This is a genomic window from Stenotrophomonas sp. GD03654, from assembly GCF_029845105.1.
Lineage (GTDB): Bacteria > Pseudomonadota > Gammaproteobacteria > Xanthomonadales > Xanthomonadaceae > Stenotrophomonas > Stenotrophomonas africana.
The window spans coordinates 14,083-26,444 of the sequence record NZ_JAOCLC010000005.1 but is presented as its reverse complement, the minus strand read 5'-3'; the positions used below and the strand labels follow the sequence as shown (position 1 = coordinate 26,444).

The 12,362-nt window shown below is 66.4% G+C and carries 8 protein-coding genes; 3 read left to right on the top strand and 5 right to left on the bottom strand.

Annotation, left to right across the window (positions count from 1 at the left end; all coding sequences use genetic code 11):
* Positions 1-58 precede the first annotated feature (58 nt).
* Positions 59-1,831, top strand: coding sequence for a chloride channel protein (locus N5J73_RS03320; RefSeq protein ID WP_049448151.1), 1,773 nt, complete (start codon positions 59-61; stop codon positions 1,829-1,831).
* A gap of 101 nt (positions 1,832-1,932) precedes the next feature.
* Positions 1,933-2,649 (top strand): MgtC/SapB family protein, encoded by a 717-nt coding sequence (locus N5J73_RS03315; protein WP_010485159.1) that lies wholly within the window; start codon positions 1,933-1,935, stop codon positions 2,647-2,649.
* A gap of 15 nt (positions 2,650-2,664) precedes the next feature.
* Here N5J73_RS03315 and N5J73_RS03310 read toward each other — a convergent pair whose 3' ends face one another.
* Positions 2,665-3,072 carry a MerR family transcriptional regulator gene (locus N5J73_RS03310; RefSeq protein ID WP_279940574.1) on the bottom strand — a complete coding sequence of 136 codons (408 nt, stop codon included), beginning with the start codon at positions 3,070-3,072 and terminating at the stop codon, positions 2,665-2,667.
* A gap of 63 nt (positions 3,073-3,135) precedes the next feature.
* Between N5J73_RS03310 and N5J73_RS03305 the strand changes: the two genes are divergently transcribed.
* On the top strand, positions 3,136-3,963 hold the full coding sequence (locus tag N5J73_RS03305) for a class I SAM-dependent methyltransferase (RefSeq protein WP_049448116.1): 828 nt from the start codon (positions 3,136-3,138) through the stop codon (positions 3,961-3,963).
* A gap of 82 nt (positions 3,964-4,045) precedes the next feature.
* On the opposite strand, the gene N5J73_RS03300 is transcribed toward N5J73_RS03305, so the two are convergent.
* From N5J73_RS03300 to N5J73_RS03285, 4 genes are all read right to left on the bottom strand, one after another.
* Positions 4,046-4,336, bottom strand: a complete 291-nt coding sequence (locus tag N5J73_RS03300) for a hypothetical protein (RefSeq protein ID WP_019659952.1) — start codon at positions 4,334-4,336, stop codon at positions 4,046-4,048.
* Between the two features lie 121 nt (positions 4,337-4,457).
* Positions 4,458-5,294 carry an OmpA family protein gene (locus N5J73_RS03295; protein WP_049448114.1) on the bottom strand — a complete coding sequence of 279 codons (837 nt, stop codon included), beginning with the start codon at positions 5,292-5,294 and terminating at the stop codon, positions 4,458-4,460.
* A gap of 61 nt (positions 5,295-5,355) precedes the next feature.
* Positions 5,356-10,551, bottom strand: coding sequence for an ESPR-type extended signal peptide-containing protein (locus N5J73_RS03290; protein WP_279940572.1), 5,196 nt, complete (start codon positions 10,549-10,551; stop codon positions 5,356-5,358).
* Between the two features lie 235 nt (positions 10,552-10,786).
* A complete protein-coding gene (locus N5J73_RS03285) occupies positions 10,787-11,767 on the bottom strand; it encodes a helix-turn-helix domain-containing protein (RefSeq protein WP_049448371.1) in 981 nt (326 codons plus the stop codon).
* Between the last annotated feature and the right edge of the window lie 595 nt (positions 11,768-12,362).

The window sequence follows — 12,362 nt, the reverse complement described above, 5'->3', positions numbered from 1 at the left end:
GTAATCGCCCGATGCAGTGACGGTGGCGATCACGGTGGCGGCGTATCATGCCGCCACCATGTCACCGTCTGCTTTGCCATCGCGCCTGCATCTGGCCTTCCAGGGCCTGCGCCTGCGACTGCGCGGCAGCGACCTCTGGTTCATTGCACTTGCGCTGCTGGTCGGCCTGATCGCCGGCTACCTGACCCTGCTGCAGTCCGGCATCGCACGCTGGCTGCAGGGCACCCTGTACGGGCTGGATGAAGGCATGCGCCTGAGCTCCCTGCCCTCGCTGACCTGGACTGCGTTGCTGGTGCTGCCGCTGGGTGGCCTGCTGGTCGGGCTGGTCAGCCTGGCCGCGACCCGGCTCAAGCGCCCCCTGCTTGATGCGGTGGAAGCCAATGCCCTGCATGGCGGCCGTATGTCGATGCGCGACAACCTTATCGTTCTGACACAGACCCTGCTGTCCAATGGTTGCGGCGCCTCGGTCGGGCTGGAGGCTTCCTATACGCAGATGGGCGCCGGCAGCGGTTCGCAGCTGGGCCGGGTGATGCGCCTGCGCCGCAATGACGTGCGCATCCTCGTCGGCGCCGGTGCCGCCGGTGCAATCGCCGCCGCCTTCGGTGCGCCCTTGGCTGGTGCGTTCTATGCCTTCGAAATCGTCATTGGCGCCTACACCCCGGCCGCACTGGCGCCGGTGGCGGTTGCCGCACTGGCCGGCGCGTTCGTGGCCGACCAGGCCGGCATCGAGGCCTACCTGCTGCCTGCCGCCTCGACCATCGACGTGCGTGCAGCGGACTACGCCATCTACGGCCTGCTCGGCTGCTGCTGCGCGATGGTCGGTATTGTCATCATGCGCTTGATCGCGTCCATCGAAGGCACGGTCAAGCGCAGTCCGCTGCCGCTGTGGGGACGGCCGGTGGTGGGCGGCCTGCTGCTGATTCCGCTGGCCCTGGCCAGCCCACAGGTGCTGTCGTCCGGACATGGCGCGCTGCACCTGGACCTGACCACGCATCTGCCGCTTATCTGGATCGGCGGCCTGCTGACCCTGAAGTGCCTGGCCTCGGGCATCTCGTTGGGCTTCGGCTTCCGGGGCGGCCTGTTCTTCGCCTCGCTGTTCATGGGCACCCTGGTCGGTGCGTTGTTCGCCGGCCTGCTGGCCATGGCCACCGGCGTGCCGGTGATCGACGCCACCTCGGCCGCACTGGCCGGGATGGCGGCGCTGGCCGCGGCGGTGGTCGGTGCGCCGATGACCATGGCCATGCTGGTGCTGGAAGGTACCCACGACTTCCTGCTGACCAGCGTGGTGATGAGCGCGGTGCTGGTGTCCAGCACACTGGTACGGCAGTGGTTCGGCTATTCGTTCTCGACCTGGCGCATGCACCTGCGCGGCGAGACCATCAAGAGTGCCCGCGACGTGGGCTGGGTGCAGAACCTCAACGCCGGTCGGCTGATGCGCAAAGGCGTGGCCACCGCCCCGGCCGATCTCGATGCCGCCGCGTTCCGCCAGCGCTTCCCGCTGGGCTCGGGCAGCCGGGTGATCCTGATCGACAGCGAGGGCCACTACGCCGGCATCGTGCAGATTCCACGCGTCTACGGCGACGGCGTGAAGCCGGAAACCATGATCGGCGAGCTGGCCGGGAACCGGGACGTGTCGCTGTCACCAGCCGCGGACGTGGTCAGCGTGATGCAGCGCTTCGACCAGACCCAGGCCGACGAACTGGCCGTGGTCGCCGCCGACGGCCAGGTACTGGGCGTGGTTTCCGAAGCTTTCGTACGCAAGCGCTACGCCGAGGAACTGGACAAACGCCAGCGCGAACTGATGGGCGAGCGCGTCGACGACACCGACTGACCCCGAAAAAAGGGGACGGAGGGGATTAAGTCGTTTCTGACACTTTTGAAATTCACGCATGGTGTGGATCTCTTGTCACTTCGACGCGATAGACTCCGGCCATGCGTTTCATTGAAACCTTCCAGGCCGGCCCCTTCGCCGACACCGTGGTCAGCCTGCTGGCCGCCTTCGTGCTGGGCACGCTGATCGGCGCCGAGCGCCAGTACCGGCAACGCACGGCCGGCCTGCGCACCAACGTGCTGGTGGCAGTCGGCGCCGCTGCCTTCGTCGACCTGGGCATGCGCATCGCCGGCAGCGCCGAGGCAGTGCGGGTGATCTCCTACGTGGTCTCCGGGGTCGGCTTCCTCGGCGCCGGCGTGATCATGAAGGAAGGCATGAACGTGCGCGGCCTGAACACCGCCGCCACCCTGTGGTGCTCGGCAGCGGTGGGCAGCTGCACCGGCGCGGACATGCTGGCCGAAGGCGTGCTGCTGACCGTACTGATCATCGCCGGCAATACCCTGCTGCGGCCGCTGGTGAATGCAATCAACCGCATCCCGATCAACGAGGCGGCGACCGAAGCCACCTACGAAGTGCGTCTGAGCGTGGATGCCGAAGCGGTGCCGCGGGTGCGCGAGCGGTTGGTCGATGCGCTGGAGGCGGCGCAGTATCCGGTTGGTGATGTGCAGTTGGTCGAGCATGCCGATGCGCCCACCGATGTGATCGCGGTGCTGGTCAGTACCGCCGTGAGTGCCGATGAGCTGGACGTGGTGCTGGCGCGGATGGAGCATGTGCCGGGCGTGCTGCATGCCACCTGGGAAGTCAGTACCCGCGATTGAACGGGCACCAGCAACTCACCTACCCGCCATGCGCTGCTGCGCGCGCAACAGTTTCTGGAATGAACCGCACTGCCGCGCATCCTGCGCTTCCGGGCAGGCCGCCGCGCGTTGCAGCTGCCGGCGCACCCGCTGCAGCTGGGTGATCTGCCGCTGCAGCACATCAGCCTGTGCCAGCAGCGCCTTGCGGTCCAGCGAGATGCATCCATGCTGCGGCGGCAGCGATGCCCCGATCTGCTTCAGTGACAGCCCGGCCGCCTGGCCAAGACCGATCAGCGCCAGCCGTTCCAGCACCTGCTCGTCGTACTGCCGGCGCAGGCCGCGACGGCCCAGGGCCTGCAACAAGCCCAATTGTTCGTAGTAACGCAGGGTCGAGGCCGGCACGCCACTGCGCTTGACCACCTCGCCGATATCCAGTTCACGCACGGGCTTGACCTCAAGTGACCTTCAAGCGCCAACCTATGGGCGACTTCCCCGCAAGGCAAGACCATGACCAGCACACCCCCCGTTGATCAGAACACCCTGTGGAACGGCCCTGGCGGCCAGATCTGGGTCGCGCAGCAGGCCATTCTCGACGGCCTGTTCCAGCCCATGGCCGACCTGCTGGTGGCCGAGCTTCCACAGACCGTCACGCAGCTGCTGGATATCGGCTGCGGTACCGGCGCCAGCCTGCTTGCCGCCGCAGCGGCTCGCCCTGCCGCGCACTGCACCGGCCTGGACATCTCCGCGCCGATGCTGGCGATGGCCCATCAGCGTGCCGAGGCGGCAGGACTGGACGCAGACTTCATCGTCGCCGACGCACAACAGCATCCGCTGCCACCCGCACACTTCGACTGGATCCAATCTCGTTTGGGCGTGATGTTCTTCGAGGATACCGAGGCCGCCTTCGGCAACCTGCACCGCGCCGCGCGGCCCGGTGCCGGCCTGCGCTTCATCGCCTGGCGCAGCGCAGCGGAGAACCCGTTCATGACGACGGCCGAGCGCGCCATTGGCGATGAACTCGATCTTCCCCCGCGTGCGCCAGGAGCACCCGGCCAGTTCGCCTTTGCCGATGGCCAGCACGTGCAGCGCCTGTTGCAGGCCGCTGGCTGGACGCAGGTGGAGACGATTGCGGTGGACCTGCCGTGTTCGATTGCCCGCGATGCGCTGCCGACCTACGTGGGACAGCTGGGCCCACTTGGCTTGGCGCTGCGCAACCTGCCCGAAGAACGGGCCACCTCGCTCCGCAACACGGCGCTGGCGGCATTCAACCCATTCATCGAAGGCGACCGCGTACGCGTGGATGCCGCCTGCTGGCTGGTGCGCGCCCGCGCCTAGAAAAAAGGGGACGGAGGGGATTAAGTCGTTTCCGGCACAGCCGGGGCAAGAACGACTTAATCCCCTCCGTCCCCTTTTTCTTCTACAGCGCCTCGCCAGCGTCGGCCAGGCGCGATTCGATCAGCGCATACCACTGCTGCAGCACGTCGATCAGCATGTCCAGCTCGGCATCGGTGCGCTGCGCGCGGCCGCTGCGCAGGCAGGCCTGGGCTTCCTGCAGCTGGGCCAGGAACCCGGCCACGGTATCGGCCTGCAGGATCAACCCCGGCAGGCGCCGCCCGGGAATGCGTACCACGGCATGATTACCGAGCTGACCGTACACACTCAGTGTGGTTTCCGTCTTCATGGAAAGAGGCAGGAATTGGGCGTTCATCGCGTGCACCATGGAAAACCTGAGCCGCCGGCAGGCGTGGTCAACGGGGGAGACGTAACCACGTCCTGCCGACGGTCAGGGGGGACTCGGGATACCGGGGCATGGCCCCGGTGCGGGACTCTCAGCGCGGCTGGGCCATTCCGGCGATCTGCACGCGACGGTTCGGCGCCAGGCAGGCGATCAGCTCGCGCCGATTGCGCTGCTCGCACTGCACGACCGGCTCCGCTGCACCACGCCCTTCTGCACTGATGCTGGCCGCAGGCACCCCGCCCTGCACCAGCGCGCTGCGCACGGCCTCGGCACGTCGCTGCGACAGGGTCTGGTTGTAGCTGGCACTGCCGATACGGTCGGTGTACCCGGTCACCCGGATCGACTGTACCTGCGCGGCCTCGCGTACCTGCGCCAGGATGCCCTGCACCGCCTGCTGGCCTTCAGCGCTGAGTACCGCACTGTCGAAGCCGAACAACGCATCGGCGGACAATCGCAGCGGCTGCTCCGGCAACGGTGCCGGTGCCGGTGGCGCCGGTGGCCGTGGCGGTTCGATCACCGCCGCGCACGATTCCGGCTTCCAGTAGCCCCCCTGGGCGACGCCCTTGCTGTCGAAGCGGACCTGGAACTGGCAGGTGAAGTACTCCGCGCCCTGTGCGGTGCGGAAGTTGAACAGGTAGTTCCACTCGCGCACGCCCCACATGCCTTCATTGAAATGCGGCGTACCCAGCAGCGTGTACAGCTGGCGCTTGGTCATGCCCGGCGCGAAGCGGCGCAGGTCGGCGACGTCAGGATAGATGCCTTCCTTCAGCGAAGCCTTGGAGGCCTCCGGGAAGTGCACGGCGGTGGCTTCGGCAGGACCCTCGGCGGCCGGCGCATGGCTGCGGCAGGCGGCCAGCAGTCCCATCCCCAGGACCAGGCCCAGCATGGCGGCCATCTGGCCGCTACGGGCGATGCGATGCAGTTTCATGTCATTCCCCCTATGGACGTTTCCGCGCTGCCGGGCCGCGGTTGCGGCCCGGCGACGGCGATCACCACTGGATACCGGCACCGACGGCCACACCGGCCTCGCCACGGCTGTTGGTCGAACCGCTGAACTTGTAGATCCAGCGGCCACCCTCTGAGACACCGGAGATACCGACCGCCACGCCAGACTCGCCGTTGTAGCTGCCGGCGGCGACCGAGGCCATGCTGCGGCCCGCTTCGCTGGGCTGCGGCAGGGCTGCGGTGGCCATCGCCGAAGCGATACCGGCCGAGGCGCGGTTGTCGGTCTTGCGCAGGTCACGCTCGAAGCCGCCCATGCGCTCGTCGGTGTAGGCCTTGGACCAGTCCAGGGTCTGCGCCATGCCCGACTTCAACTGGTCCACGTTGACTGCGTCGGTACCGGCGGTGCCGGCGGCGACGTTGCGCACCGTGGTCGGACCGCTGCTGGTGCTGCCGAGGGTGACACTGTTGTAGTTGGTGGCACCGTTGGTAGTGGTGTCATAGCGGATCGTACCCTGCTGCGAGGCCTGCAGCTGGCGCACGTTGACCGCGTCGGTGGCCTGCGAGCCGTCGGCCACGTTGACCACCTGGCGTTCGGCACCGGCGGCACCGACCGAGACCGTGTTGGCCCGGTTCGCCACCGAACCCGCACCCAGCGCCACCGAGTTGTCGGCCTGCGCCTGCGAACCATTGCCCAGCGCGGTCGAGTTGGCACCGGCTGCGGTGGAGCCTGCACCACCGGCGGCCGAGTTGGCACCACTGGCGGACGGATCGGCCAGGTTGTTGGTGTTGTTGGCGCGGAAGCTGCCCGCCACGTTGGTGATGTTCTGGATCTTCTGGTCCGTGTAGGACTTGGACTGGTCAATGGCGTAGTTCACGCCGTTCTTGAGCTGGCCGACGTTGGTCGCATCGTGGTCGTCCGAGCCATCGGCAACGTGGGTGATCTTGCGCTCGCTGCCGGTGCTGCCGACCGAGACTTCACCAGCCGAGTTGCTGGCACCGGTCTGGCCATAGGCACCGGTATAGCCGCTCTGTGCGCCGACACTGGCCACCGAACCGGCACCCAGTGCCACGCTGTTGCCGGCACTGCTGCTGGCACCGTTGCCGACCGCCACACTGTTGGCACCGGCTGCACTTGCCTGCGGGCCGACCGCCACCGCTTCCGCACCAGCCGCGGTGGCTGCGGCCGCCGTCGAGTTCACCGCCAGGTAGGCACTGCCACCGCCACCGTTGGTGATGCGCTGGTTGAGGACCTTCAGCGAGCCGTCCACGGCAGTGAAGGCGGCGGTGACGTTGTTGTAGTCGCCGCTGGTGAAGGTGCCATCGGTGGCGATGCTGGAGATGCTGAACTTCGGCGCGGTCCACACGTTGGTGGTGCCGTTGTAGGCGGTGGTGCCACCGAAGTAGTTGGCGATGGTGCTGTTCGTGTTAAACAGCTGGTCGCCGGTGATGGCATCGCTGCTGCCGGCCAGGATGCTGCCGGCGGCCACGTTGGTGATCTTCACCGCGCCGGTGCCGGTACCCGTCAGCGTCACGCTGTTGAGCACGTTGCCGCTGCCATCGACGTCGTACTTCACGGCCAGCTTGTCGATCTCGCCGGTCTGGTCAGCGACGTTGGCCAGCGAGTTGCTGACGGCATCGAAAGCGGTACCGACGTCGTTGTAGCTGCCCTTGCTGACGGTGCCGTTGGCGGCAACGTTGTTGATCGAGTAGGTCGGTGCGGTCAGTACGCCACTGGCGTTGACTGCTGCGCCACCGCCGAGATGGGTGGCCACTGCCTGGTTGGCCGCGAACAGCTGGGCACCGTTGATGGCCTCGCTGCTGGTGGCACTCACCTGGCCCGGGCCCAGGTTGCGCAGCGTGGTGGCGGTGCCGGTCTGGCCCAGCGTGGCACTGGCGTAGTTGACGCTGCCATCGCCGTTGAGGTCATAGCGCAGTGCACCCTGTTCCGATGCCTGCAGCTGGCCGACGTTGACCGCATCGGTGGCGGCCGTACCCGCGGCCATGTTGGTGACCTGACGCTCGGCACCGGCGGCACCGATGGACACGCTGTTGGCACGATCGGCCAGGCTGCCGGCACCAACCGCAATGCTGTTGGCAGCGGTGGCACGGGCATTGGTGCCGACTGCAATCGAGTCGGTGCCAGTGGCCAGCGCCTCGGTACCGGTCGAGTTCACCCGCAGGTACTTGGTGCCACCGTTACGGATGTCGGTGATCTGCGTGTTGAGGTTGACCAGCGAGCCGTCGACCGCGGCGAAGGCATCGGTAGCGTTGTCATACAGGCCCTTGGCGATGGCGCCGCCGGTGGAGATGGTGCTGATCTCGAACAGCGGCGCGGTGAAGGCACCACTGGCCGGATCAAACGCGGCGCGGCCACCGAAGAAGCTGGCGATGGCGGCGTTGGTCGCAGCCAGCTGGCCACCGTTGACCGCTTCCAGGCTGCCTGCGGTGACCGCGCCGCCGGCCAGGTTGCCGATGGTGGTGGTGCCGGTGCCGGCGCCGAGCGTGACGCGACGATAGTTCGGATTACCTGCACCATCCAGGTCGTAGGTCACCGCTGCAGCCGCCACATCGTTGATGAGGCTGATCGCGCCCTTCAGCTGGACCACGTTGACTGCATCGGTATTGGCACTACCGGCAGCAACATTGGTGATCTGGCGCTCGCCACCACCTGCGGTGCCCACCGACACTTCACCGGCGGAGACCTGCGGTGCAGTCAGGCCGTAAGCACTGTAGCTGGCCTGCGCGCCGCGCAGTGCGGCCGAGCGGTAGCCCAGTGCGACCGAGTTGGCCTGGTTGGAGGTGGCTTCAGCACCGAGCAGGGTCTGGCCGTTTGCGGTACCGACGGCACTGTCGCCGACGATCACCGAATGGCCCATGCGCGCAGCGTAGTCGGCGGTCGGTACACCGGTCGGGTTGCTCGGGTCGTTGCCCCCATCACCCGGGAAGGCGACGTTGGCATCGACCTTCGGCAGTTCGTGCCGTGCATTGGCACCGATCACCACTTCCTTCGAACCGTTGGCGAAGGCGCCGTCCCCCATCAACACCTGGTAGTCCTGCGCGGCATTGACCGCCCAGCACGAGATGTCTGCAAGGGCGATATCGAGGCACTTGGCGGCCCACGCCGGCGAGTCCTTCGGCAGCAACAGGCCCAGCAGGCCACCCGGATTGCCATTGTTGATGTTGTAGATGTAGCTGTCGGAGGTGACGCCACCGATCAGGGTCAGGTGCGAGCTGCCACCGGTAGCGGCACCGCCCAGCCCGTTGAGGGTGCTGCCGACTGGCGACAGGTTGACCACCGGCAGGCCCAGCACATTGACCGTCGAGTAGGTCTGCATCACGTTGGCGTTGCTGAGCTTGAGGTTACCGTTGCTCAGGTAGCCGTTGCCACCGAACAGGCTGGTGGTGGTCGGGCCGATCAGCTGCCCGACATTGCCGACCAGGCCGCCAGTGCCGATGATCAACCCTGCATTCGGATCGGCCGGAGCCGGCGCCTTCGGACTGGTCGGCGGAATCGCCGAGGGCTTGGTCAGGCCGAGGCCGCTCAGTGTGCCACCCACCAGGCCGCCCACGGCGCTGCCCAGATTACCGATGGTACCGTTGAGGTTGCCGTTGAGCAGGTTGCCCACGGCGCCGCCGACGCTGCCGAGCGTGTTGCCCAACAGGCCACCCAGGCCGCCCGTGCTGCCTCCGGTAGCGCCATTGAGTACACCGCCGACGGTGTTGCCTACCGCACCCACTGTATTGTTGAGCGTGCCGCCGACAGCACTACCAACCGAACCGACCGTGCCATTCAGTGCACCACCCACGGTGCCGCCAACTGCACCCACCGTGCCAACCGCGCCGTTGAGCGTACCGCCGACTGCGCTGCCGACCGAACCGACCGTGCCGTTGAGCGCACCACCCACGGTACCGCCGACTGCGCCCACCGTGCCAACCGCGCCGTTGAGCGCGCCGCCCACTACGCTGCCGACCGAACCGACCGTGCCGTTGAGCGCACCACCCACGGTGCCGCCAACTGCACCCACTGTGCCAACCGCACCGTTGAGTGCTCCGCCGACTGTGCTGCCGACCGAACCGACCGTGCCGTTGAGCGCACCGCCTACGGCTCCACCAACCGTACCCACGGCGCCATTGAGCGTGCTGCCCACTGCGCCACCTACCGTTCCAACCGTGCCGTGCAAGGCGCCGCCGACCGCACCAACCGTGTTGCCTACGGTGCCATCAAGCACGCCACCCACGGCGCCACCTGCCGCGCCGACAACGCCGCCCACCAGGCCACCGACGCCAAGCGCGCTGTTCTGCGCTGCCACGGTCGCTTGGCCGGCCAGCTTCAGATTGCGGTCGGCCACGACTTCCTGGCCATCCGGCGCCTGCACGCGCACTTTGCCGGCAACACCGGTATCGAAGGCTGCGGTGATCGCACGATCGTGGGTCTCGCCCGGCAGCTCCTCCTTGGCCGGCAGCGTGACCGCTGCCGTCGCCTTGACCTGTCCCTGACCGTCGATCTGGTGGCCCGCCAGCTTGAGCTGCGAATCCACCTTGCCGTCAACCGACGCCTTGAGGCCGGGCAGCGAGCCAGCGGACGCGCCGGCAACAGCGACAGCCGCCTTGGCACCGGTATCGATCGAGGCCACCTGGGTACCGGCGACGCCAACCCTGGCCTTCGCCTGCGCATCCGCAGCCACACCAAGCGGCCCGTGCGCAGACGGTGCAACGTTGGCCGCCAGCGATGCATCAATCTTCGCCACATTGGACGCTGCATGACCCAGCCCGACATTGGCCCGGACATCGGCCGCCAGCGCCGGAACGGCGACCTGCTCCGGCGCGGTGTTCGCATCCAGCTTCACCTGCACCGTCGCCGGCAGCACGTCGCGCACCACAGGCAGCGCGTTCGTACTCAGTTGCAGGCCGACACGCGCATCAGCGCTGATTGCCGTTGTGCTCTGCGCCTGACGCGAGGCGGCCGCCAATGCCACTTCAGCATCAACCTTGACCGGCATCGGCTGCGCGTACTTGGCCGCGAGCGCCTGCAGGTCACGCAGGGACTGATTGGATTCGGACGCTCCTGCATGCCCGCTGGCCAGCGCACACAGCAGGGCCAGGGCCAAGGCGGTGGGCATCAGCAGGGCACTGCGCGGATCACGGGCAGCGCTGCCGCCGCTGTCGCCGGTGGCCAGTTCCGAGGCCACAACCAGAGCATTGAGCTGGCGGTTCCATACACGCCGGTAGATGCGGTTCATGAGCATTTCCCCCGTAGGCGAACAACTTGAATGTCAGTGGACTTGCCGTTAGGCAGGTGACTGACATTTCAGCGTTTGCAACGGCGGCTGCGCACTTCATTCCGGCACGGCAATCGCGCATTCCGGCAAATCCACGGTCGGAATCGGCAGCCGGTTATGCAGAAGCGGCAACCATATCGGCAAGCGGATATGCAATTCCGGCAGAAACGACCGGGAAACCCTTGTGGTGCTTGGTTCAGGCCGGCTGGCCGATCTGCGCGGGCGCGCGCATGAGCGTGTCGCGCGGGAGTTCACCGAACACCTTGCGGTAGTTGTCGGCGAAACGCGACAGGTCCCACAACCCACAGCTGAGGGCAATGGCCTTGACCGAGCGACGGCTGGAATCGGCCATCGACAGGCTCCGGCAGGCTGCGCACAGGCGCAGCATGGACAGGTAACGGTTGGGCGAGGTGCCGAACAGATCCTCGAAGGCGTAGCGCAGTCCACGCTCACTGACGCCAGCCGCATCGCAGATCTCATTCATATAGATATTGCGGCGCAGATTGAGCCGCATGAAATTCTCTGCCCGCTGCGCGATCAGATAATGGGTGCGCCGTGCACGACTGCATCCAGGCCGATCGGCTGCACCGGCACCGAGCAGGGCCTGCACGTGCTCGTGCAGCAGCTTCTCGGTTTCTTCCGGTTGCAGGCTCGCCCCCTGCCCCAGTTGCACGTGCAGTTGCTGGTAATGCTGTGCAAGAGGAGTGGTTTCGCTGGCGAGATTGAACAACGACAACGCCTGGCCTGCCGGCGGCGTACTGCGAAGGCTCAACTCGGTCAGTTTTCGCTGCACCCGCGCAACCGGCACCAGCATCAGCGTCATGTGCGTACCCGGACTCAGCGTGAACTCGCTGATGCCTTCCGGCATCACCGTCAACGCCATGCCGGGGGTAAGCGGTACTCCGTGGCACCAACTCAGCGTTTCATCCGTTGCATGCAGGTAGCCCAGCATCGCCCAGTCCGGCGGCAGCATGAAACGGCCACGACAATGGAATCCACAGCTGATGCTGCAGAACAAAGCCTCTTCATGCACGCGCGAAGCGAAGGCCGCCCGGGGCCCGTTGCCATCGAGCAGAAGCAGTTCGACATCGCACACACGAAGTACGCCGCTCAGCGTCGCCAGGTCGATCGACCGCAGGCCGCTTTCGTCGCTGTCTCCTACCCCACCATCGACCATGACAGTGTCGTCCCCCCGTTTATATCCGTCGTGCGATGCGACCCCCACTGCCTGACAGGGCACGCACCCCTCATGGAATTGCTTCCATCTCCGGGGCGAGCGATGCCGCCAACAACGTGCTCGCCCCATAAAGAAACACGAATACTTGAATGCGAGTATGCCCGATAATTTACGAGGATAAACATCCCTCGCTCCCGGAACAGGATGGATACAGACGTGAACGTAAAGTTGTCGCCCACGGCACGGTTTTCGCATGCGCAGGAATCTGGAATCACATTATCTGCACGTCGATGAATCGTTTTGCCAGGGAACGGATTTTCGTCACAGAAACGGACTGAAGTTTTAAGGCCCAACGACTTTCTGCCGAATTTGCATATAGGTTCCGGTTGCAGCTGGCCGCCATTCAGGCAAAGTCGATAACACGGTGATCCGGCCATCCAGCAATGGCCTCACCCAGGGGGACTGCATGACCATGCACGTATCGCTCGATGTTTCGACCACCGGCCCTTGGCCGCGGGGTCGTCATTGCGCGAACGACGTCCCGCCTGGAAACGATCACCCTGCTTGAGCACAGCGGGTCCATCCCGCCGTGCCT

Excerpts from the sequence above, each read along its gene's own strand:
- N5J73_RS03320 (WP_049448151.1), top strand. The coding sequence starts at position 59 with ATGTCACCGTCTGCTTTGCCATCGCGCCTGCATCTGGCCTTCCAGGGC.
- N5J73_RS03315 (WP_010485159.1), top strand. The coding sequence starts at position 1,933 with ATGCGTTTCATTGAAACCTTCCAGGCCGGCCCCTTCGCCGACACCGTG.
- N5J73_RS03305 (WP_049448116.1), top strand. The coding sequence starts at position 3,136 with ATGACCAGCACACCCCCCGTTGATCAGAACACCCTGTGGAACGGCCCT.
- N5J73_RS03300 (WP_019659952.1), bottom strand. The coding sequence starts at position 4,336 with ATGAACGCCCAATTCCTGCCTCTTTCCATGAAGACGGAAACCACACTG.
- N5J73_RS03295 (WP_049448114.1), bottom strand. The coding sequence starts at position 5,294 with ATGAAACTGCATCGCATCGCCCGTAGCGGCCAGATGGCCGCCATGCTG.
- N5J73_RS03290 (WP_279940572.1), bottom strand. The coding sequence starts at position 10,551 with ATGAACCGCATCTACCGGCGTGTATGGAACCGCCAGCTCAATGCTCTG.
- N5J73_RS03285 (WP_049448371.1), bottom strand. The coding sequence starts at position 11,767 with ATGGTCGATGGTGGGGTAGGAGACAGCGACGAAAGCGGCCTGCGGTCG.